This window comes from Desulfobacter curvatus DSM 3379 (assembly GCF_000373985.1).
Lineage (GTDB): Bacteria > Desulfobacterota > Desulfobacteria > Desulfobacterales > Desulfobacteraceae > Desulfobacter > Desulfobacter curvatus.
In genome coordinates, this window is sequence record NZ_KB892968.1 from 19,580 (window position 1) to 43,158 (window position 23,579).

At 48.0% G+C, this 23,579-nt stretch carries 19 protein-coding genes; 6 read left to right on the forward strand and 13 right to left on the reverse strand.

Going from position 1 to position 23,579, the window contains the following annotated elements; all coding sequences use genetic code 11:
• Positions 1-26 precede the first annotated feature (26 nt).
• Positions 27-995 carry a diguanylate cyclase gene (locus B147_RS27630; protein WP_020586398.1) on the reverse strand — a complete coding sequence of 323 codons (969 nt, stop codon included), beginning with the start codon at positions 993-995 and terminating at the stop codon, positions 27-29.
• A gap of 139 nt (positions 996-1,134) precedes the next feature.
• Positions 1,135-2,634 carry a protein adenylyltransferase SelO gene (locus tag B147_RS0106405; RefSeq protein WP_020586399.1) on the reverse strand — a complete coding sequence of 500 codons (1,500 nt, stop codon included), beginning with the start codon at positions 2,632-2,634 and terminating at the stop codon, positions 1,135-1,137.
• Between the two features lie 345 nt (positions 2,635-2,979).
• On the opposite strand from B147_RS0106405, the gene pta reads away from it, so the two are divergent.
• Both pta and B147_RS0106420 read left to right on the forward strand, forming a co-directional pair.
• A complete protein-coding gene (pta, locus tag B147_RS0106415) occupies positions 2,980-5,088 on the forward strand; it encodes a phosphate acetyltransferase (protein WP_020586401.1) in 2,109 nt (702 codons plus the stop codon).
• A 102-nt stretch (positions 5,089-5,190) separates the two neighbouring features.
• On the forward strand, positions 5,191-5,673 hold the full coding sequence (locus B147_RS0106420; protein WP_020586402.1) for a YchJ family protein: 483 nt from the start codon (positions 5,191-5,193) through the stop codon (positions 5,671-5,673).
• 69 nt (positions 5,674-5,742) lie between these two features.
• Here the strand turns inward: B147_RS0106420 and B147_RS0106425 are convergent, their stop codons facing one another.
• The 8 genes from B147_RS0106425 to B147_RS0106460 all read right to left on the reverse strand — a co-directional run bounded on the left by B147_RS0106425 (position 5,743) and on the right by B147_RS0106460 (position 13,223).
• Positions 5,743-6,090 (reverse strand): hypothetical protein, encoded by a 348-nt coding sequence (locus B147_RS0106425; RefSeq protein ID WP_020586403.1) that lies wholly within the window; start codon positions 6,088-6,090, stop codon positions 5,743-5,745.
• A 154-nt stretch (positions 6,091-6,244) separates the two neighbouring features.
• Positions 6,245-7,162 (reverse strand): GGDEF domain-containing response regulator, encoded by a 918-nt coding sequence (locus B147_RS0106430; protein WP_020586404.1) that lies wholly within the window; start codon positions 7,160-7,162, stop codon positions 6,245-6,247.
• Positions 7,163-7,324: 162 nt separating this feature from the next.
• Positions 7,325-8,008 (reverse strand): hypothetical protein, encoded by a 684-nt coding sequence (locus tag B147_RS0106435; protein ID WP_020586405.1) that lies wholly within the window; start codon positions 8,006-8,008, stop codon positions 7,325-7,327.
• Between the two features lie 15 nt (positions 8,009-8,023).
• Positions 8,024-9,397, reverse strand: coding sequence for an ABC transporter substrate-binding protein (locus B147_RS0106440; RefSeq protein ID WP_020586406.1), 1,374 nt, complete (start codon positions 9,395-9,397; stop codon positions 8,024-8,026).
• Between the two features lie 149 nt (positions 9,398-9,546).
• Positions 9,547-10,383 carry an ABC transporter permease gene (locus B147_RS0106445; protein ID WP_020586407.1) on the reverse strand — a complete coding sequence of 279 codons (837 nt, stop codon included), beginning with the start codon at positions 10,381-10,383 and terminating at the stop codon, positions 9,547-9,549.
• A complete protein-coding gene (locus B147_RS0106450) occupies positions 10,370-11,572 on the reverse strand; it encodes an ABC transporter substrate-binding protein (protein WP_020586408.1) in 1,203 nt (400 codons plus the stop codon). Before B147_RS0106450 ends, B147_RS0106445 begins: the two co-directional genes overlap by 14 nt.
• Positions 11,562-12,338, reverse strand: a complete 777-nt coding sequence (locus tag B147_RS0106455; RefSeq protein ID WP_020586409.1) for an ABC transporter ATP-binding protein — start codon at positions 12,336-12,338, stop codon at positions 11,562-11,564. Before B147_RS0106455 ends, B147_RS0106450 begins: the two co-directional genes overlap by 11 nt.
• Before the next feature lie 3 nt (positions 12,339-12,341).
• Positions 12,342-13,223 (reverse strand): ABC transporter substrate-binding protein, encoded by an 882-nt coding sequence (locus B147_RS0106460; protein ID WP_245568945.1) that lies wholly within the window; start codon positions 13,221-13,223, stop codon positions 12,342-12,344.
• Positions 13,224-13,618: 395 nt separating this feature from the next.
• Between B147_RS0106460 and B147_RS0106465 the strand changes: the two genes are divergently transcribed.
• Together B147_RS0106465 and B147_RS0106470 are read left to right on the forward strand one after the other, a co-directional pair.
• Positions 13,619-14,260 carry a TetR/AcrR family transcriptional regulator gene (locus tag B147_RS0106465; RefSeq protein WP_020586411.1) on the forward strand — a complete coding sequence of 214 codons (642 nt, stop codon included), beginning with the start codon at positions 13,619-13,621 and terminating at the stop codon, positions 14,258-14,260.
• A complete protein-coding gene (locus B147_RS0106470; RefSeq protein ID WP_026259542.1) occupies positions 14,233-16,914 on the forward strand; it encodes a PEP/pyruvate-binding domain-containing protein in 2,682 nt (893 codons plus the stop codon). Before B147_RS0106465 ends, B147_RS0106470 begins: the two co-directional genes overlap by 28 nt.
• Here B147_RS0106470 and B147_RS0106475 read toward each other — a convergent pair.
• From B147_RS0106475 to B147_RS0106485, 3 genes are read right to left on the reverse strand one after another with little or no spacing between them, the layout of a single operon-like run.
• Entirely contained in the window at positions 16,911-18,590 is a 1,680-nt protein-coding gene (locus tag B147_RS0106475; protein WP_020586413.1) for an ABC1 kinase family protein, read from the reverse strand. The genes B147_RS0106470 and B147_RS0106475 overlap by 4 nt on opposite strands.
• Positions 18,591-18,613: 23 nt before the next feature.
• Positions 18,614-18,916: a phasin family protein gene (locus B147_RS0106480; RefSeq protein ID WP_026259543.1), complete on the reverse strand. Its 303-nt coding sequence runs from the start codon at positions 18,914-18,916 to the stop codon at positions 18,614-18,616.
• A 25-nt stretch (positions 18,917-18,941) separates the two neighbouring features.
• Positions 18,942-20,789, reverse strand: a complete 1,848-nt coding sequence (locus B147_RS0106485) for an acyl-CoA dehydrogenase family protein (RefSeq protein WP_020586415.1) — start codon at positions 20,787-20,789, stop codon at positions 18,942-18,944.
• 309 nt (positions 20,790-21,098) lie between these two features.
• Between B147_RS0106485 and B147_RS0106495 the strand changes: the two genes are divergently transcribed.
• Both B147_RS0106495 and B147_RS0106500 read left to right on the forward strand, forming a co-directional pair.
• Positions 21,099-21,938: an MBL fold metallo-hydrolase gene (locus B147_RS0106495; protein ID WP_020586417.1), complete on the forward strand. Its 840-nt coding sequence runs from the start codon at positions 21,099-21,101 to the stop codon at positions 21,936-21,938.
• A 39-nt stretch (positions 21,939-21,977) separates the two neighbouring features.
• A complete protein-coding gene (locus B147_RS0106500) occupies positions 21,978-23,579 on the forward strand; it encodes an AmpG family muropeptide MFS transporter (protein ID WP_020586418.1) in 1,602 nt (533 codons plus the stop codon).

Here is a 23,579-nt window from a genome sequence, read left to right on the forward strand (position 1 = left end):
GACTCATTAGATGAGTCGTCCAAGCACTAATTCATCAGGGTACTTGGGGGTTGGGGTTGATCTGAACCGGATGTATTGGAAAGGCAGCCGATGGCGTCTTTGCTTGTTTCCTTGATTCTGAACATCAGTTGGTCCGCCAGTTTAAGCAGCGCTCTTGCTTCTGTTGCATCGTCAGGGTAAGCTGCGATGCCGAAGCTGGCGCTCAGTTTCACGTTACATCCTTCACTGCCCAGATACGTTGTCTCTTTCATCCGGGTACGAATGCTCTCGGTGGTTTTTATTGCCTGCTCCTTATTGAATCCAGGTAATACAATAACAAATTCATCTCCACCGTATGCCACTCCGTAGCATGGTTTTGAAATTGATTCCATGATGGTTTCGGCAATTTCGCGAAGTGCCCGGTTGCCGTTTAAATGCCCGTAAGTGTCCACAACATGTTTGAAATTATCAATATCCATAAAAAGCAGAGCAAAGGATCGGTTTTCAGCCTTACTTTGTTCAATCAGCTGGTACAAGGCCTCGTACAGATAACGCGTGTTGTAAAGGCCGGTTAGATCGTCATGAATCGTCAGGTGCTCCAGCCTTGCATTAATTCTTGTCATCTCTCTTCGCGAATGGCTTATCTCAAGCTGTGTCTTCACACGCACCAGCAATTCGGTTACATTAAACGGTTTGGTTATGTAATCCACCACGCCGGCCTGGAATCCTTCTACAATACTTTTCCCATCGGTCTTGGCCGTCAGGAAAATGATGGGGATATCCTTGGTATCGGCTTGACTTTTAAGCTGTCGACAGACTTCAAAACCATCCATTTCCGGCATCATGATGTCCAGAAGGATCAAATCGGGCAGCTCCTTGGCAATGTGCGCCAGAGCGGATTTACCGTCCATGGCCATGGTTACGTTATATTGAATTCCTAAAACCGTAACGAGAATATCGATATTTTCCTGGACATCATCTACCACCATTACCGTAAATTTTTTATCGTTATTCACAGGAATTTACCTTTCGGGTTAGAATAGAAATAAATTCGAAGTTATTAATAGCATGGAATAGAATCCCCTTCTTTGTCAAGTAAATAGATGAAATAGCAGCCATTTTCATTAAATTATTCATCCATAAACAAATTTTGTGTCAGGTGCCGCAAAAGGTCCGGGTCACCCGTTCTTCGCCAGCCGGTGCTTGGGCGTAGTCTGTGAAATCCGGCTGTTCCGTAAAAGGATTTTCATAAACATTTGCCAGCAGGTGTACTTGACTGAAATCATCCTTGTTTTCCGCATCCTCAATCGCCTTGTTAATCCGATGATTTCTTGGAATAAAAAGGGGATTGATCCGGTTCATTTTTGCCTGGATGACTTCGGGACTATTTTCTATAGCCAGGCGCAACTGCCAAGATTTAAGCCATGCCGCAACCGCATCCGGTTCGTTGAACAATGCTTGAAATTGCGGTGTCATATCTGAACCTTGTTTAATATGATCTGCCAGATAGCGAAACGTTAGTGTAAAATCGGCTTTTTGGTTCTGCATCAGGGCAAGCAGTTCCCCAAGAAGAGAGGAGTCCTGATCAGCGGGCTTTTCTATCCCGATTTTTTGGAGCATGCCGGCCTTCTGGGCCCAAAGGAATTCCTGTTCAAACTTAGCCAGGCCGGCATCAATTACATCCATTGCTTCTTCATCTGTTTTTCCTAACAGCGTTTGTAAACAAATACCGAGACAGCGCAGGTTCCACTTCATGATCCTGCTTTGATTGGCATAACGGTATCTTCCCATGGTATCAATGGAACTGAAGACCATGTCGGGGTCATAATAATCCATGAAGGCACAAGGCCCATAATCAATGGTCTCCCCTGAAATTGAGGTGTTATCCGTGTTCATGACCCCGTGAATAAATCCAAGCTGCATCCATTTGGCCACAAGCCGGGCCTGCCGTGTGGCCACTGATGAAAACAATTGCCTGTAACGGTCTTTTTTTTCCAGAATGTCAGGATAATGGAGGGCAATCACGTAGTCGGCAAGCTGGTGTATTGCCTCGTCATCGCCCCGGGCGGCAAAATATTCGAAACTGCCTACCCGGACCAATCCCGATGCAACTCTGGTCATAATCCCCCCCGGGTGGATTCCATCCGGACGCAGAATTCGTTCTCCTGTGGAAACGATGGCAAGGGCCCTGGTGGTCGGCACTCCCAACCTGTGCATCGCCTCACTGACGAGGTACTCACGGATGACCGGTCCCAGTGGTGATTTGCCGTCTCCGCCCCGTGAGAACCGGGTTCTGCCGGAACCTTTGAGTTGAATATTCAAGCGTTTTCCGTCCGGGGTAATTTTTTCTCCTAGCAAAATGGCCCGGCCATCGCCAAGCTGGGGAACAAAGTTGCCGAATTGATGCCCTGCATAGGCCATGGCAATGGGCGTGGCATCTGAAAAAATAAGATTGCCTGCAAGGCAGTCTGCCAGTTCCGGTGTCTCTGTGGTAAAATTAAACCCCAGTTCCCGGCTCAGCTTTTGGTTATATTTTTGCAACACAATGCCGTGTACGGGTTCAGGCATGCTTGGTTCATAAAATTTTTTCGGAAGCGCTGCAAAACTGTTTTCAAATCCGGCTTTAAGGGTTGATACAGCGGGTGTCTTTTCCATATGTGCGCTCCTCTTTTGCCTTTTATAAAAGCCATTGTAAAACGGTATGCCACTTATTTATAATGATAATGCCGAATACCAAGAAGTCATCATTTATGTCCGTTTCTTTTACACCCTGGCAAAATTTTCTGTCCGGCCAAGATAGTTAAAAAAAATTATTGTCAGTCCACATGGGTTTATCCAATGATTTTCGGTATGATGGGTTCTGCCCTGTATTCTGGCATTTTACTTGCTGTTTTAGAAAATTGATAAATTGATAAATTGAAAAAACCGGCAGGATGGATAAGACAGTTTCTGTGTCCTGCCGATATTTGACTTAAAACAATGAGAATAAAGGGCTCTTTCATGGCTAATAGTCTTTACATCACGACGACTGAAACCCGGAGTGGAAAATCCCTCATCGTTCTTGGCCTCATGCAGCTTTTGCTTAAAGATATTCGGATTGTGGGATTTTTCAGACCCATTATCAACCCGGGCCCAGAAGAGACCAGGGATCATGATATTGATCTTGTGCTTTCCCATTTTAACATTGGGCTGCAATATGAGGAAACCTATGCCTATACCTTGGAAGAGGCCAAACAGATGGTCAGATCCGGCCGTCAGGCAGAAATGATGAAAACCATTTTGAATAAGTATAAGGCTCTTGAGGAAAAAAGCCGTTTTGTTCTGTGCGAGGGTACTGATTTTGCTGCAGGTTCCGAGGCGTTTGAATTTGATATCAATGCAGGGGTTATAGCAGATATAGGATGTCCGGCCCTGGTGGTCTCCTATGGTTATGAAAAGGATGCCGAACAGGTGATAACCTCCTGCCAACTGGCTCTGGAAAGCTTATACCACAAAGGGGTGGATGTGTTGGCCGTGATGGTTAACCGGGTGGCCCCTGATGCTTTGCATAGCCTGAAAATCGCTTTGGACCATGCAATTGATCGCCCTGAAGTTTTGATTTATACCATTCCCGAAACCCAGGCGTTGAGCCGTCCTTCGTTCAGGGATCTGATTCCGGCCGTGGATGCCCAGGTGTTGTACGGCCAGCAGGGGCTTGAAAATCAAATCGCAGGATGTGTGATTGCGGCCATGCTGGCCCCCAATTTTCTGCCTTATATTAAAAAAAACGACCTGGTTATTACTTCCGGGGACCGGTCCAGCATTGTGATCACCTGCATTGCCTCCCGGCTTTCCATGGCCTACCCTGATATTGCAGGCATCCTGGTCACCGGCGGCATCCCCATTCCGGATTCCATCATCCGGCTTATTCATGGATGGAAAGAATTGCCTGTGCCCATTCTGCTGACCGGGATGGATACCCATACGGCCGTCAAGGCCGTTGACCAAATTTATGGCAGAATTTCCCCGGACGATCCCCAACGCATTGCCCTGGCTCTTGGTGTTTTTGAGGCAAATGTGGATGCCGGTTCTTTCAGGCAACGGCTGGCAGCCCGAAAGTCGGTGCGCATCACCCCCCAGATGTTTGAATACAGCCTGATTGAGAAAGCTAAAAAGGACCGCCGGCATATTGTGCTGCCCGAAGGCAGCAGTGACAGGGTCCTTAAATCCGCCGATATTATTTTGCGGCGTTCATTTTGTGATATCACCATTTTAGGCAAGTGTGAAGCAGTTGAGCGCAGGGTCAAGGAGCTGGGGCTGAATCTGTCCCAGGCTCGAATTATTCAGCCTGATGCCAGCCCTTGGCTGGAGGATTTTGCCCAGACCTATTTTGAATTGCGCAAAAATAAGGGGGTGTCCCTGGACATGGCCAGGGACACCATGACGGATACTTCTTATTTCGGTACCATGATGGTGCACAAAGGACATGCCGACGGCATGGTATCAGGCTCGGTGAACACCACGGCCCACACTATTCTTCCGGCATTCCAGATCATCAAAACGCTGCCCGGATCTTCCATTGTGTCGTCGGTTTTCCTCATGTGCCTGAAAGACAGGGTCCTGGTGTTTGGCGACTGTGCCGTTAACCCCAATCCCACAGCCTCCCAGCTGGCTGAGATTGCGGTGACGTCAGCCGGCACCGCTGCAATTTTCGGCATTGAACCCCGGGTGGCCATGCTCTCTTATTCCACTGGATCTTCAGGAACAGGCGCAGATGTGGATAAAGTGGCCCAGGCCACGGCCATGGCCCGGGAAAAGGCCCCGGATCTTCCCATAGAAGGCCCTATTCAATATGATGCGGCCATTGACCCGGTCGTGGCCATGACTAAATTGCCAGACTCCCAGGTTGCGGGCAGGGCCACAGTTTTTGTTTTCCCGGATCTGAACACCGGGAACAACACCTACAAGGCCGTCCAGAGAGCCTCGGAAAAGGCTGTGGCCATCGGCCCTGTACTCCAGGGACTTAAACGGCCCATTAATGATCTAAGCCGGGGATGTACAGTGCCGGATATTGTGAATACCGTTGCTATAACAGCCATCCAGGCCCAGGCCGGAAAAGGCTTAATTTAAGGCAGCCCTAAAGAAAATGCATTATGAATATTGCCGGACTGCGGCGCATGTGATATTTCCCTGGGATTCAAACTAACTGATTTCCATGGAGGAAATGTAAATATGGAAGAATGTCCCTGCGGAAGCAACCTTGCTTACGCCGAATGCTGCGAACCCGTTATTACCGGCACACAGCCGATCCGGACCGCACAACAACTTATGCGGGCCCGTTATACAGCCTATACAATAGCTGACACGGAATTTATTTTTAACACCACCCATCCTGATCACCGGGACGGGTACGACCATGCCGGCACAAAATCATGGGCCCAAGATTCCGATTGGCTCGGCCTTGAAATCGTTGCAACAGAAGCCGGTTGTTCCGAAGACCAGGAAGGTACGGTTGAATTCATCGCCACTTTCCGGTCAAACGGCATTGTTCAAAACCACCATGAACTTGGCCGGTTTTTAAAACAGGATGATACCTGGCTGTTCACCACCGGTGATATGGTGAAACCCAAACCCGCTGTTTCCACCAAAGTGGGCCGCAATGAACCCTGCCCCTGCGGCAGTGGGAGAAAGTACAAGAAATGCTGCGGTAAATAAGAGAGAATGAATCTCCGCAGGAACTGCCACATTTAAGGTTGTTCCTGCGGGCATTTGATGATTGTGGATTTAAAAGGTAATTATTTTATATCCTTTTTCGATGAATGCGCCCATGGAGGGATGGTTGGCCATATCCCCGACCAGAGGTATCCCTTCTTTTTCAATGGGACCAAGGGCATCAAGTTTTGTTGCACAGGCCTTGCAAGCACCGTAAATAAGACCGGCGTCTTTGGCTTTTTGGTAAAGAGCGTTTAAAAAATGCCCTGATTCGGACATGGGCCCCACAAGTTTGACGGATTCACCTTCAAGAACAATAAGTCCTTCCTGGTTCCGCTGTTTTAAGTCAAGGGCGTTGAGAAGCACGTGGACAAAGCACAAAGGGTCTCCCCGGAATGCGAATAATACGGTTTTTTCCATAATAATACTCCTGGTATAAGATACCCACCGAAAATACGCCTAAGTTTCATTGTTTTCATCCGTTTTGAACTTCAACAAAATTTTTTATTTCCGGACGGACATCAGTTTAAATTAATTAACGCGTCAATTATGTTGAACACCCCAAAGGGTGTCGTCAAGCCATTAGATTTTGACTCAAGCCTTCCCGATTCCTGAAGATACTGGTATTTTCACTGCTTTCCTTGGCCTTATAAAGGGTCATATCAGCCTCTCTCAATAAGCTGTCCAGGGTGTTGAATTCAGGGTATTTTTGTCCGATTCCAATGGAAATTGTACATGAAACAGTGCTACCGTCTTTCAGGGGAATTCGGTTTTGGGAAACGGTTTTCAGGATATTAGAAACAATATCCATAGACAATTCGTGGGTCTGTGCGGTATACATGACGGAAAATTCTTCCCCGCCCATACGCCCGAATATTGCATCCGGAGGAAGCACTTCTTTGATGGCATTTGCCGTCTTTTTTAAAACGATGTCGCCCACATCATGGCCATACTGATCATTTATTTTTTTAAGATGATCAATATCAATCATCAGGACATATAATTGTTTGCCTGATGCATTGAACAGGTGCTGTCCAAGTTCAAAAAATTTTCTTCGGTTGAATATGCCGGTTAAAACGTCCCGGGTAGCTATAAAATTTAGTTTGGTGGTCACATCCTGCAACTGAAGCTGAATCCCGACCCGGGCCAATACTTCCCTGGGCTTGAAAGGCTTGGTTATATAGTCGGCTACGCCCTGTTCATATGTTTTTTCAATGCTTTTTTCGTCGGTTTCGGCCATCATGGAAATGATGGGGATTTGCTGTGTGTCCGGATTCTGTTTAAGCTTTGTACAGACTGTATCACCACCTCTTTCAGGCATAAGCATGTCCAGCAGGATCAGATCAATCTGCTCTTTTGTGGCCATTTCCAGGGCATCCGCCCCAGAGGTACAAAAGATTACATTGTAATCCTGAAGAATAGATTGAACCATCTCCAGATTGTCTTTGGTGTTGTCCACCACCAGGATGGTTTTATCTTTGCTGTTGTCCATACTTACATGCTTTTGCAAAACGCTTGATCCACAACAAATTTTTTTTCGGTTCGTGATATACGATCCGGTTAGATGGGAAGGTTAAACGTAAGACCCTTTATCAATTGAAACAAATGAAAAAATTTGCTTTGCCCTGGAAGGAGTCCGTAATCTATTTTGCGATCACTCTTTTTCATTTTCCCAGAAATCACGGTTTTCCTTGAGAAGGTCACTGATATCTTCATCGGTTTCCCTGTCCACATCTTCCCGGCCAATATCCGTAAGTTCATCAACATTTAAATCTTCTATATCATCCTCTTGGGGTGAATCATCAATCAGTTCATCTTCATCCTCTGCCTCTGCTTCAATGCTATCGGCGTCATCCTGATCAAATTCAGATTCATCTTCAATGTCTTCAATTTCAAATCCGGGCTCGGCATCCTGGATATCATCAGGCAGGTCTTCCGATTCCAAGACATCCGACTGGGATTTCATGTGCTCCTTATCCAGTGCATCATCATAATCGGGAAGGTCAATGGACAAATTGTCATCCCGATCTGATACCAAAGCCTTGTCACCGTCTTCTTCGTCCGGCGGGTCTTGTTGGGGTGCCTGACCTTCACTATCTTCAAGCAAGTTGCCGTCCCGGTCAAAAAGCAGACTGCCATTCAGATTGATTTCGTAATCAAGCCTGAACGCCACGTCATTGTCATGCACAACAATCCGGCCGCCTTTGGGCGACAACGCGCTTGCGGTGAGGCGTTCCTTGAGCAGGTCCTTTACCGCATCAAGGTCCAGATCTTTTTGAACAGATGCGATGAGGTCTTGTTCTCCGTCCTGTATAACTTGGGGATCTGTAATTCGCATGCATAACTCCTTAATTTATATTTTGAAGGCGGTGTTGGCAAACCGGGGTTCAATAAAACGTTCAAGGTCAATTATTTTGCCGATTTCCATGACATCATGCATGTATTTTTGAATTTTATCAAGATCTGCCGCTTCCGGATAGAGTCCGTCCCAGCGGATGGCCATGGGCTGGGAAAATACATTTTGAAGAACCTGGGGATTCAGACCCATTTTACCTTCGGGGTCCAGAAATTTTACGGCAATGTCCGCAGCCCGGGCCTTATCGTTTTCGATATACTCGCCGGTATCCACCAGCAGGGATACAAACTCCTGGACAGCTTCAGGATGTTTCTGGATAAAATCCTTCTGCATGGCCACAATACAGCAGGGATGATTTTCCCAGCGTGTGGCTGAATAAAATTCCAGATTGCCGATCTCCCCTTTGATGGCTTTGGTGGCAACCGGTTCGGCAACCATGAATCCACCCACATCCTCGTTCTCCTTCATGATGCCGGGCATCTTGATGGGGGGTACCACCTCAAAGCGTACATTAATCGCTTTTTTTCCCGGAACACCGGGCTTGAGCCCCAGTTCTTTTAAAAATTGGTGTGCAAGCATGTGGTGAACCGACATTTTATGGGGAATATCCACGACCTTATATTTATAGAAGCTTTGTAAAGAGTCAAATCTGTGATCATAATGCCGTGAACGCACAAATGTGGAACCGTTTTTGTGGGCAAACAGGACCAGCTGAATGGGGGAGTCATAGGCAAACAGATCCATGGCAATGGGTGCCAGAACAAAAGCACAGTCGATTTCTCCGCTTTCAAGGCCTTCCTGTATGGGGTTCCATCCCCCCATCAGGCTGGTGGACAAGTCAAAGTGCTGGGGTTCCACATCCCCTTGGTTAATACGGTGCTTCAAAGCACCTAGGGCAAGATGGTCGGTAATCTGGATGTGGGCGACATTGAGTTCAACACGGCCTCCGATAATGCTTCTCTCTTTTGTTACCCGCTGTTTCTTTATTCCTCCGGAGAAGGCGGTTTCAATCGCCTTTTTTATTTCGTCTTCATTGAACGGCTTGGGGCAGTGGGCATTACCACCGGCTTCAAGGATGGCCTTCTGCTGGCCCATGTCAGCCTGGGCCGTTGCCATGATGAAAGGAAGGTCTTTAAATTCTTCGGAAACCCGTAATTCCTGGAGAAACCCAAGGCCATCCAGCGTGGGCATGTTCCAGTCGGATATGACAAGATCAGGTTTTTCAGCTTTTACTTTTTCAAGACCGTCTGCACCGTTTACCGCCATAACAAGGTTTGAAAATCCGGCTTTGGCCAGGATTTGTTTGAACATTATCCGCATTGTGCCTGAATCATCCGCCACAACAATTTTAATATTCGGGTCTACCGCCATAAAATGCTCCTTATGCCCTGTAAAGGTGTTGTTTATATGAAAGTCTCCAGCAACTAACTGGATTCTTTCTATTTTTGTTGTGGGCTATGCCTGGGTGTTGATAGGCCCAGTCAGCCCATGGCTGTTATAAAAATTAAAAATAGTATATCTTAGACGTTGCCGGCCCATGACCGGCTAAACCTGTGCTGCAATTTCTGGAAAATTCTGTCCAGTATAAATCCCAGTATGCCGATGGCGATGATTACAGCTATCAGTTTGTCGTATTCCATGGTATCCCTGGCATCATTAATCAGATAGCCCAGGCCCGATGATACCCCTAAAAATTCTGCCGGAACCAAAACAATCCATGCAATCCCCAGCGCCAACCTGATGCTGGTCATCATGTGGGGAATAGAATGTGGAATAACAATCGTTTGAATGAGTTGGACGTTATTGGCCCCCTGGTTCAAAGCCATTTTTATCCACTGGGGATTAATGTTCATGACACCGATGGCTGTGTTCAGTATTATAGGACAAATTGTCGCCATTACAATTAAAAAATGAACAGCAGACTCAAAGCTTGTAAATAAAAGCAACGCAATGGGCATCCAGGACAGGGGGCTGATCATTCTTACGAATTGAATCGGCGAATATGTCAGCTTGCGAAGACGTGTAAAAAAACCGATCAGCACCCCCAATGGAAGTCCTATGAATGCTGATATGGCGACACCTACAACGATTCTACGCAGACTTGCAAAAACCGACATCCAAAATTTGGGAGTTTGAAAGGCGTCTGCCAGGGCCGAAAAGGTCGGCCCTGGCAGAAATCCCCTAAAATGATATAGTTCGGGGCGGGTAAAGACGAACTGCATGACAGCTGCCCAGGCAAAGGCAAATATAACAAGCCCGGCCAGTTCGTACTTCCAACCCGACCATATCTGAGTAAAAAATGACGATAATCCTACTTGTACGGCTCTGTCTTTGGGATTTTTTTCAATTGATTTCAACAGTTTCTTCCCTGGTGAATACATCTTCCATATCGCAATGGCAAAATCCTTTCATGCCCCCCATGTTATCCAGAGCCTTCTTGACAAAACGGTCATCCACGAGCTGTGAAACAGCGGCGTTGATATCAAGGCGCGTCAGAAAATCCGTGTTGCCCTCAACCTTGGTTTTTTTCATCTGTTCCAGAATAAATCGAGTGGCAGATGGAAAAGGAAAGGGCTGAAAACCGATTCTTTCCACATGCCACTGGGGGTGTATCAGTTCTTTTTCGGAAATGACACCAAAAACCCTGTTAAGAACCGATTCATTTACTGGCAAAAATCCTTCTCCGTTCCTGCTGAGCAGGTGGGCGGTTTCCTTAGGATTCTGCAGGCACCACGCCTGGGCTCTTACAATGGCGTTTATCGCCTTTTGAACCGTTATTGGGCTTTCTTGAATCAGATGATCATTGGTTACGATAACACAACAGGGGTGGTTCTTCCAAATATCTCCTGAATATCGCATGATTTTTGCTGAAAATTTTTCCTGGGCCAAGGCGTTGAAGGGGTCTGCCACGATAAATGCATCAACCTTCTTTCCCAAAAGCGCCTGGGGCATGTCCGGGGGCGGCAGAATAAACAGGTTCACCTCGTGGGGGGCAAGTTTTGAACCCGGCGGACGGATGACAGGTTCAAGCCCCTGTACCTGTAGGCCTAACTGCATGACCAGATTGTGCATGGAGTACCATGAGGGCACAGCTACCTGTTTGCCGGAAAGATCAGCGAACCGATTGATGCCGGAATCAGCCCGGACTGTAACTGCACTGCCGTTGGTATGATCCCAGGCCAAAACCTTGACAGGTATATTCTGTTTGAACCGCATCCACACGGGGATGGGGAAAAGCATATGCACCAAGTCGAACTTGCCCGTTAAAAAAGATTCGGTGAGTATATTCCATGAGCGCACCATGACCGGGCGCTCCACATTAAGCCCTTCATGGGAAAAATAGCCCAAACTGTATGCAACAAGTAAGGGTGTCGCATCCGTAATGGGCAGATAACCTATTTTTAACGGCCTTTTATTTGCTGCTGCCAGACATGGAAACACCATGGGGGTACAGACGGCTGCACCTGCTGTCTGCATCGCTGCTTTTAAAAAATTTCGCCGTGAAATGCTGTCGGGGCATGCCGGGTTTCCATGATTAAATTCCATCCGTCAGTCTCCGTTTGACTAAATATGCGATTTTAAACCGATTGAGAATATCGTTTCTCAACGCTTTAATTGCAGGGTCATGCTGCTTTCTGGGGTAGGGCACATCAATATCGAAAATATCAGAGATGCCGGCAGGAGATCCAGCCAGAACCACAATTTTATTTCCAAGGCGTATGGCTTCGTCAATATCATGGGTGACAAAGACCGCAGTAAAGCTTTCCGACATCCACAGATTTACCAGTTCCTCCTGGATATGGGCCTGGGTAAAGGTGTCCAAAGAGGCAAAGGGCTCGTCAAGCAGCAAGACCTGTGGATGTCCCACCAACGCCCTGGCCAGACAGACCCGCTGGGCCATGCCCAGGGAGAGCTGGCCGGGTTTTACTTCAGCCGCACCTGCAAGCCCCATAATTTCCAGAAATTGGCTTACCCGGTATTCCAGGTCCTGGATATCTTTTCTGATTTTACAGCCATAGGCCACGTTTTCCTTGACGCTGAGCCATGGGATTAATGCCGGTTGCTGAAACAGCATGGAGCGTGATGGATGGATCCCGGCAATGGGGTTGCCGTCCACTCGAATTTGACCGCTGCTCGGCATTTCAAGCCCTGCCAGCAAGTTCAGCAAGGTGGTCTTTCCACAACCCGATTCACCCAAAATAATCACAAAATTCCCTGGGTTTATGGAAAATGAAATATCCTTAAGAACCTGGTGACTCTTTTTCCCGGGTCTGTCGTAGGATTTACAGATTTTTTCAATATCTATTTTCAAATGCTATATTTCCGATAAAGCCGTATGAATAAATTCCGGTTTGATAAATCCATTAAGGTTTGTTCCGGTCAGACTGACCTTCATGTTTGTACGCATATAATCAAGCACAATCTTTAAAATCTGCATATCCGGCACCAGAAGTTTTGGGCAATAGGTTATCCCCGATGCTTTAAGTGCCTGTTGCGTCTGCTCGACAGAAAGACCTAAAAAAGAAGCTGACATGCGTTCAATGCCGTTTTCATCAGTGTCCGGGGAAAAGATTTGCCGGTCAAGTCGGCGGGCACCATCAAGAAGGCAACGAACCATCAGTGCCAAATTTTCTCCCTTGGTTTTGAGTAGGTCCTGGTGTACCACGAATACGCTACCCGGATGATCCTTCCATAGATCCCTGGAAATAAGCAGAGGCCTGAATCCATTTTTTTTGCCTCCGGCGTAATCAAAGGGGGCAGGGCAGATAAAAGCTGCAATATCGCCGTCAAGATTCGAATTTGCCATTTCCGGCATCAGGGGATAAGGTATAGGTTCAATTTGGATACTTTCTTTGGATTTTTCCAAATCCGCGATTTTTAACTTTCCTGCACTCAGCAGCCTGTGCACAAGCATATGCTGAACACTGAGCCTATGCGGAATCAAAACACTTTTTCCCTTAAAATCAGCTAATTTTCGAATTTGTTTCGGTACAATGATTCTGCTGCCTGCCCTGTGGGTGAACATAAGCATGGATATGGCCAGGCCCTTGTCAAACAAATACATGGCCTGGGCGATATCCATAAAGGCTGCATTAATATCCCCGGATGAGAATCCCTTCTCCACCTGTTTCCAGGAACGAAGGGCAAAAGGTATAACATCCGCATCTGCCCCCATGTGCCGTCTATAACGGGGCAAAGCGGTTCCCAATATCAAATGATCAACACTGATAAAATGTCCGATTCGGATAGTCAGGGCAGCCTCAAATATTCTTAGATCAGTTAATTGGGATGTTAATAAAGAGAACTGTAACACAGCCCGGAATGCGTTGGCAAGTTTGTAAACGCAATTTAATAGGGCCGGCGCAAGCGACCAGGACAATAATAAATTGAAGGTAGATGGTTAAAGGCGTTTATCTTTTAGAAACTTCAATGCCCATCAAAGAAGATCTTAATACTTTCTACAGCACCAATCTACTTTTATTAATAATTATACATTGTATAAAAGTATATATCGTGTAATATTATACCGTGTTTATTTAGGCGCATGGCTATGTGCCCACATTTATCCAAAGACAGCACTGAAGGAAAAAAATGCCATCAATAAACCGCACCGAAAAAAGAAAAAAACAGACAAGGCAAAAAATCATCCGCATTGCCATCGATCTTTTCCTGCGACAGGGATTTCAGGCAACAACGATTGATCAAATTGCCACCGAAGCCGACATTGCCAGGAAAACACTCTATAACCATTTTCCGGTCAAGGAGGCGATTGTTGACGCCTATGTCAGAGACCAATCCATGGCACTGGCAGAGGCTGCCCGGCAAAGACCGGACCAATCCCCCGACATCGCCTCCCGCCTGCTTGCCGCCCTTGACACAGCCTATGCATGGGTCGAGGCCAACCCGGAGTTTGCAGGCATAGCTTTAGGATACCGCATGAAAAATATGTGGCAGGGCAATGACGCCAAAAACAAGGAAACCGGAACCCGGGGCCTGATGACCGAGATCCTTTATCAGGGGCAGCAGGCAGGAGAGATTCGAACGGATATCCCGGTCAAGCTGCTGGTGCTGCAAATCGACATGTTGCGAGGTTCCATCGTCATGGACTGGCTCCGGGACAAAGGAAAATTCAAACTGCGCAAAGAGATAGCTCAGATCGTGGATCTATTCCTGCACGGCGCAACAAGTAAGAAGAGGAGGGTTAAGTGGGAAACAACACAACAAAATATATAATGACCTGGGATGAAGCGCTTAACGCCGGCACGGATGCTGCCGGAGGAAAGGGATGGAACCTCGCGCGCCTTGCCCGCTACGGATTTAAGGTCCCTATGGGCAGAGTCCTTGCGGCCCGGATTTATAAGGAGTTTTTAGAATACAACGGCCTGGAGGAATTGATAAATAAGATAAGTCATTCCATTGCCAATAAAAATCCTGCTGATATTGAGGATGACGGCCGGCTCGTTCAGCTGCGTGAACAAATCAGTAACGGCTCAATCCCATCTTTGCCGGCCAGGGAGCTTACAGCCGAACTGCAGAGAATTGGCCTTTTGGAAGAGCCGGTTGCTGTTCGTTCTTCTGCAATTGCCGAGGATTCCGAACAAGCATCCTTTGCCGGAATCCACGCCTCTTATTTACAGGTTAACGGCCCGGATAATATTCTTCAGGCCGTGAAAGACTGCTATGCTTCCCTGTGGACACCCCAGGCCGTAGTCTATCGCCGGAAAATGGAAATTCCAACCGACCGGGTAGCAATGGCAGTGGTCGTCATGGAGATGGTGGAGGCCCGGGCCGCGGGGGTTGGTTTTTCTTGTGATCCCCAGACCGGCCACAACAACGTTTTGGTGATAAACGCGAATTTCGGCCTGGGAGAGTCGGTTGTGAATGGCGCAGTGGAGCCTGACACTTATTATCTGGACGGCAATTCCTTTGAACCCCGGCCCCGGGTGGTCTCCAAAAAGATTGGAAAAAAGCAGGGAATTATCCGGCCGGGTAACCAGGGCAACACGGAATTTGTCCCGCAAAAAAACGTTTCTGCCCGGCAGGTGCTAACTGACAAGCAAATCACGGGGCTTGGCCTGCTCCTCCAGCGGGTCACCGAGGCTTTAGGGGAGGGATGGCGTTGCCAGGATGTAGAATGGGTCTTTGACGGTCAACAGTTTATTCTGGTGCAGGCCAGGCCGGTTACTGCCCTTTTGCGCAGCACTTTCCCGATCCTGCGGGATCAGCCGGATATCTGGTCCAACGGAAATTACCGGGACGCGGTACCTATGGTGCTGTCACCGATCTCCCGCAGTTTTATGCAAGACACCATTGATGAGATTCTCACTGCCTCCTTTGAGGAGAACGGATACCGGTTGCCAAAGGGATTGCAGTTTTCCCGTTTTTTCAAGGGACGGCTTTACTGCAACCTGTCAGCTTTGCAATGGGCCTATTTTGATTCCGTGGGAGGACTGCCCCGGGATACCAATTTCTTCTGGGGAGGGCATCAACCGGAAATCCGGCTCAAGGGGCAGAAGCCGTTCCAGGGAGTGGCAGGAATAAAACGGGTATGGAGGGGCCTGCGCTCTTTTGCCACAATTTCCGCCTATCGCCGGAAAGCCTCTGGAATCAATGACCGGGTTACCCAGGCCGTGGCAGGTATAACCGCCCATGCTTTTACCAAACTCGAAAACCGTGAGCTTATTGATGTATTTGCAGACCTCGGTGCAATCACCAAGGATTTTACCCGGAAATTTTCCTTTATGGCTGCCACCGGCTCCTTGCCAGTTGCGGTTTTAATCAGAAAACTCACCCCCTATTTTAAGGACCGGGCTCTTTTTGTGGTCAACAGCCTGATGGTCGGCGGGGAGGCAGCTATCATCAGTGCCGATCATGGTTACCGGCTTGTTGAATTAGCGGGTATTGCCAGAAATGACGAGCACGCTGCCCGCTTCTTTGGTGCATCGACATTTTTTCCGGATACCTGGCAGGACCGGCTGCCCGAAGACTCTCCTTTCAAGCGGGCTTTCCGGGATTTTTTGGATGCCTACGGCCACCGGGCGATCTACGAACTGGATCTTATCAATCCCAGGTGGAACGAGGATCAGACCTATCTGCTGGAAATCATACGAACCAATCTTTATACTTCCGATTTACAGATTTTCAGGCAAGGGCAAAGGGAAAAATACCGGAAAGCCTGGCAGCAGATTGAGCAAAAGATCCCGCCCGGCAAACATGCCGCAATCCAAAAATTTGTGAAAGCCGCCCAGACCGGCGCAGCCATAAGGGAAGAGACCAAATCCGTTTTGGCCCGGATTATCCAGGCATACAGGTCGCTTGCCCTGGAGATTGGGGGCCGCCTGGAAACTTGCGGTTTGATCAGTGAACCCGCCGACATCTTTTTTTGCGCTTGGCCGGAACTGGTCGCTGTCCTTTCCGGGGAATGGGACGGCCGGGGCATGGAGGAGCTGGTCAAGGCAAGAAAAGCAGCCAAACAGGAAATGGAATCCCAGGCTGCACCCGATGTCATCCTGGGCGAAGAATCCAAGGCCACAAGCCAAACAGCAACAGTCACCGGCAATAGTCTTTCGGGAGTGGCAGTGGCCGGAGGCAAAGCCTCGGGCACAGTGCGCGTGATTAACCATCCTGCAGAAGGGCGAAAACTTAAGCCCAAAGAGATCATGGCGGCACCTTCCACCGATCCCGGCTGGACCCCTTTATTTTTACAGGCAGGCGGCCTGATCATGGAAACCGGGGGATTTCTTTCCCATGGGGCCATTGTTGCCAGGGAATATGGCATACCTGCGGTAGTGAACGTACCGGGCGTCCTGGGCATCGTGGAAGACGGCATGCAAGTAACGGTGGATGGTGACGAAGGTAAGATTTTTTTGCTAAACACACACTGTTAAAGTCGCCCGCTGCGAATAATGGCCACCAATAGCCAGATACCAAGAACGGCTGCCGCGATAAATCCGGCAATGCCGATGATGGAAACCCCGAATATCATGGGTGGGATCCGGGAGTTGAGCACAATAGCCGAACCCAGGATCAGGGCGGCAATGATAATGGCAAATGAGATTCGATTGGATGTCTGGTCCTGGGTCATCATTATCCGATCCAGGCCCTCAATACTGACCGTTGCCTTAATTTTGCCCTGCTTGATCTGGGTGATGATGCTGCCCGTATCCCCGGGCAGGGTCTGCAGCAACGCCATGGTGTCCTTGGCAATTGTTGCCAACTCACGGGAGATCCGGGGCAATGAATATTTTTTTAAAGTGGCGGACCTGATATAGGGCCGGGCATGGCCAAGCATGTCAAACTGTGGATCTAATTGGCGTGCCACGCCCTCGATACTGAGAAATGCCTTTATCATCAAAAACAGGTCCGGGGGGATTCTCATTCCGTGCCGGGTGCAAAGCTCAAGAAACTGGTGAATCATGCGGCTGGGATTGAGTTCTTCAAGCTTTCTGGACAGATATAGGGCGCAAAATTGTGAAAGATCCTTTTCCAGGGACGCCATGTTTACCGATACCTCAGGCTCGGTCAAACGGCACAGCAGACGGGCGGTGTTACGGGTGTTGTTTGAGGCAAGCCCCTGGAGTAGATCAATGAATAACTCCCGGGTGGATGAATCCACAAATCCGGTCATGCCGAAATCAATCATACAGATGCGCTGGTCGTTCAGGATAAAGATATTGCCCGGATGGGGATCGGCATGAAAGAAGCCGAATTCAAATACCTGGCGCAAGACAAAATCAGCACCTGTGCGTGTAATTTTTTTTCGGTCAAAGCCTGCCCGGTCAATGGCCTTAACATCATCGGCCTTGATCCCCTGGATAAATTCCATACACAGCACCCGTTGTGTGGAATGGGACCAGTATACTTCGGGAATATGGATGGCAGGCTCTTTGGCAAATTGTTCTGCCATCTGTTCCATATTGGCCGCCTCCACCATATAGTCGAGTTCCTTTTCCAGGGACCGGGCAAACTCTTCAACGATTTTTACGGGTCTAAATATCTCCATATCTTCCAGGTTTTTTTCCATGACCTGGGCCAAATAGTGAATAATTTCCAGATCGACCGCAACTGTTTTGCGGATACCGGGGCGCTGAATTTTCACCGCCACCGGTTCGTTTGGTGAAAGTTCAGCCCGGTGGACCTGTCCAATGGAGGCCGAAGCAAACGGATCTTTTTCGAAGGAGTGGAACACGTCACTGATGGGTTTGCCGAACTCCGCAAGGATAATTTGCTCAACCTGTTCAAACGGAAAAGACGGTACCTTGTCCTGGAGTTTGGCAAGCTCCCGGGTCAGGTCCAGGGGGATCAAATCAGGACGCGAGGATAATACCTGGCCCATTTTAATAAAAGTGGGTCCAAGCTCTTCCAGCACCATCCTGATCCGTTGATTCCTGGACAGTTTTTGATGGGGTTTTGAAAACGGAATGATATCTAAATAATGGTCAATCTTCATGGCATCAATAATATTTTCAAACCCGTATTTGAAAATGATGCCGATAATCTGCTGGTAACGGACCAGATGCCGGTACCGTTTAGTGACCTTGGAAACGGTCTTAAAGCTGAGCATGGTCAGGGCAAGATGCCTGAATTTCAGGCGCCCTTTTCAATTTTTTCAGTCAACTCATCAATCCGGGCATTAAGCGCATCAACGTCAGAACGGGTGGGCAGATCCAGACGTTTGAGCACTGATTCCACAATCTCTTCAACTTTTTTGTCGAGACCGGATTTTGCATCATCATACCGTTTTTTACACTCATCTAAAAAGTCCTTTGCTTCTTTCTGGTTCATCTCAGACTGTTGGGCAAACTCCTTGGCAAAGGCCTCAATCTCTTTTTTGGAGCGCAGCGCCATGCCCACACCGGTGAGCAGACTGTTTTTCAGTGTTTCAAGCATGTTCTTTTCCTCCATTTTATTTTTACTATTTTGAGCCAAAGGAAACATCCTGTATATCTTCCACACAGGAATCCCCTTCAATAATAGCATCCATTTTACCATAAGATCCGGGTAAAAGAGTATTAATAAAAAATCTGGCCGAGGCCATCTGGCCTGCATAAAACGCGACATCTTTATTTTTGGCGGCCTTGGCAGCCACAGCTTCGGGATCAAGGGAACCTACTTTTTTTGCCAGCTTGGGCGCGGCAATGCAGGCGCGCCACAGATGCATCCAGGCAAAGGCCATATCCCCTGTAATATCCAGGAAGGGATGGGCAAAGGCATAGGCGTTAAGTGCTTTTTCAGACCTTGCCCTTGCACCAAGTTCATAGGCTACAACACCATACCGGTCCAGGGCAAGTTCCACCTTTTCGGCAAGAACGGAAAGGCCATCAATTAACAGGGCCTCGTGTATGGTTTTTCTGATCTGATCCAGAAAATAGGTAAAACTTTGGCCTTTGTTCATGGCCAGCTTGCGGCCAAGCAGATCCATGGCCTGGATGCCGTTGGTGCCTTCATAAATCATGAATATCCTGGAGTCGCGCATGAGCTGCTCTGCCGGAAACTCCTTGCAGTATCCATATCCGCCGTAAACCTGGACACCGTGGGAGCAGACCTCAAGGGCTTTATCTGTGATATAGCCCTTGACGATAGGGGTTAGTACCTCAATTAATGCTGCAGTATTGGCTTTTAATTTTTCATCATCCGTGGTGTGAACGATATCCTCGCACTTGGCATAGTAATAGTGCAGGGAGCGCATGCCTTCGGTGTATACCTTCATGTTCAACAACTGGCGTTTAACATCCGGGTGATTGATGATGGTTACGTTTTTGGCAGTGGCATCCTTGCCTGCCGTAAGATGTCGCCCCTGTACCCGGGTTCTGGCATAATCAAGGGCATTCATATACGCGGCCGACGCCACGGCAAACCCCTGTATGCCCACAAAGGCACGGGCTTCGTTCATCATTTTAAACATTTCGGGCATGCCCTTGTTTTCTTCACCAAGAAGGGTGCCGATGCAAGGCCCTTTGTCTCCCAAAGAGAGAGTGCAGGTGGCATTGCCGTGAATACCCATTTTTTCTTCAAGGCCTGTACACACCACATTGTTGAATTCTCCCAGCGATCCGTCCTCATTGACCAGGTATTTGGGTGCCAGGAACAAGGAGATACCCCGGGTACCGGCCGGTGCGCCCTCAATACGGGCAAGAACCGGATGGATAATGTTATCGCAAAGATCGTGTTCGCCTGCAGAGATGAAAATCTTTGTGCCCTGGATGGTATAGGTGCCGTCATCGTTTAGGGTGGCTGTGGTGGTCAAGGCCCCTACGTCGGAACCGGCCTCGGGTTCCGTCAGAAGCATGGTGCCGCCCCACTGGCCTGCAAACATTTTTTTCATGTACAATTTTTTCTGGGTTTCGTCACCAAAGGCTTCCACCAGTTTGGCGGCGCCGTGGGTCATGCCGTAATAGAGCATAAAGGCGGAATTGGCCCCCACCATATATTCCAAGGCAGCACACCCCACGGTTTTGGGCATACCCTGGCCGCCCACATCCGGATCATCGCACATGGCCAACCATTCACCTTCGCAGAACAGCTTCCAGGCCCGCTTAAAGGAGTCAGGGGTGGTCACTTTACCATTCTCAAGGGTACAGCCGATCTCATCCCCGTCCTTGAATGTGGGAAGGATTTCCTTAATAGAAAGGGTTCTTGCTTCCGAGACGATGAGGTCAATGGTCTTTTTATTAAACTCTTCAAACAACTCATGTTCAACTGTGCCAATTTGTTCATGCAATACAAAGTCGACGTCACGTCTGTCTGCGATTGCCTGTGCCATGTTATTATTCCTTTTTTCAAACTATTCTTGTTTATAAGGGCATGTGTTGTTGTGTACAACAACACATGCCGACTGACGAAAAGCATGGTATATGTAGTATAAAAAAATTGATATTTCCAAATCTTTTTGAAAATAGTTTGCCTTAATTTTGAAACCCATTTTATCATCCCTTCTATTTATTCATACAATAAGGTTTAAATATGGTTATTTTTTTGCTAACAATAGTGTTAAATTTGCTCCGGTTTCATAAAAGCCTAAGACGTTGGTTCTCAAGAAATGAATATCTAAATTAATGGATACAAAAGACGCATGCGAATAAAATGTTGGGGATCCAGGGGGTCCGTCTGTGTATCAGGGCAACAATATATCAAATACGGCGGAGATACCACCTGTTTTGAGATCCAGGCCGATTCCGGTGAAATTGTGATCATTGATGCCGGTACCGGTATCCGTAGGCTTGGTAAGCATCTGGTTCAAAATAAAGTTAAGACATGTTATCTGCTTTTGACCCATACCCACTGGGACCACATCATTGGCCTGCCTTTTTTTCATCCCCTGCTTTATGGGAACACAACGGTTCATATCCAGGATCGCACCTTTGCCGGCCTGACCACAAAAAAAGTTATTGAACAGGTTATGCGTATGCCTTTTTTCCCCGTGGGATTAACGGCTTACAACGCTGACATCCGGTTTGATGCATCTTTGAACAAGCGTTTTTCCATCGGCAGCCTGGATATTGAAGCCATTCCCACATCCCACTCCCAAAACAGCCTGGGATACAAGTTTACGGAAAAGGGGAAAACATTTGTGTTTTTAACGGACAATGAACTGGGATATGTCCATGCCCGTGGCAAAAGCGTTGAAGAATACATTGACTTCTCAAAAAATGCGGATGTGCTGTTTCATGACACCGAGTACACGGATAATGAATACCTGAATCGAACCGGGTGGGGGCACTCTTGCCTGTCCGATGTTCTGGATTTAAGCGCGAGGGCGTCAGTGGGGCAGCTTGGCCTGATCCATATCAACCAGGACAGAAGCGATGACCAAGTGGATGTCATGGTTGATCATGGCCGCCGGTTTTTCAATGACAATCACCTTTCCATTTCCTGTTATGCCGTTTCGGCGGATTTTGAAATCTTTTTATAGTCCTTATGTAAAATTGGGCGACACCTTCGGTTCTTAACTATGTCACGCATGTTATCTGTTTTTTTCGATTTTTTGACTTCAATCCTGCAGCGTTTTCCCCAAAGAACATGGGAAGCCGTCAAGAATTTTGCCCACCCACGGGTGGTCACTATGCTCTTTTTCGGGTTCAGTGCAGGACTTCCCATTCTGCTTATTTTTTCCTCCCTTTCCCTTTGGCTTCGTGAGGCAGGGATCCAACGTTCGGCGGTTACCTTTTTTTCCTGGGCAGCATTAGGCTATTCCTTTAAATTTATCTGGGCCCCGTTGGTGGATCAGATGCCTATTCCGGTGATAAGCCGGAGGCTTGGCCGTCGCAGGGCCTGGATACTTCTGTCCCAGATCTGTATTGCCGCATCCATTTTTGCCATGGCCATGATTGATCCGGCAAAGGGGCAAAATTATATGGTTTTCATGGCCCTGGCAGCTGTGGGTCTAGGCTTTTCTTCGGCTACCCAGGACATTGCCATTGATGCCTACCGCATTGAATCTGCCGACGAAAGTCTCCAGGCGCTTATGGCTTCGGTGTATATTGCCGGATACCGCATCGGGATGCTGGCCGCAGGTGCAGGTGCGTTGTTTCTGGCACAGATCAAAGGCTCATCGCCGGGTGCTTATGATTATACAGCCTGGCGTACGGCCTATCAGATTATGGCTGGGCTAATGGCCATTGGAATAACCACGGTATTTGTGATTAAAGAACCTGAAATAACAGCCAAAGAAACAAATCATAGCCGAACCACGGATCATGCCCGGTTTTTTATTCTTTTTTTAGTGTCTGCCGCGGCGTTTGTGGGATGGTTTTATTTTTCATCCGGGATTGCATCAACATTAAAGGCGCAGGTGATTTTGATTGTAAAAAATCCCTCTGCAGGCGGATTTATAATTGAAGCCGCAAGGCTTGCCGGGGGGATCTGCGCTGGGCTTATCGCTGCAAGGGCAATGGTGGCCCTGAAGGTGGCGGATATGGAGATGATCCGGTCTGCCTATGTTGAACCTGTCTCGGATTTTTTTTCCCGGTACGGGAGGAGTTTGGCATGGCTGCTTCTTGCACTCATCGGCCTGTACCGGATTTCAGATATTGTTTTAGGTGTTATCTCCAATGTTTTTTACCAGGATATGGGATTTTCAAAAATTCACATCGCAAGCATCGTAAAAACATTTGGGCTGTTTATGACCATTGCCGGCGGTTTTCTGGGAGGTACCCTGTCTATCCAGTTCGGGGTGATGCGTATTCTTTTTGCCGGGGCGTTGCTGTCGGCACTTACAAACCTCTTGTTTGTTCTCATGGCCTGGACCGGTCCGGCCCTGCCCATGCTTTACCTTGTGATTTCTGCGGACAATTTGGCCGGCGGCCTGGCCGGCGCAGCATTTGTGGCCTTTTTATCCAGCCTGACCAATGTTCGGTTCACCGCCATTCAATACGCCGTATTTTCATCCTTAATGACCCTTGTGCCCAAGATGTTTTCCGGATATTCCGGGGGCATGGTAGACCAACTGGGATACCCTGTATTTTTCACGGTGACCGCCGTGATGGGTATCCCAGTTTTGATTTTAATCTTGATCTGCAAGACTCGACTGAAAATTAACGAAACCAAAAGTTGA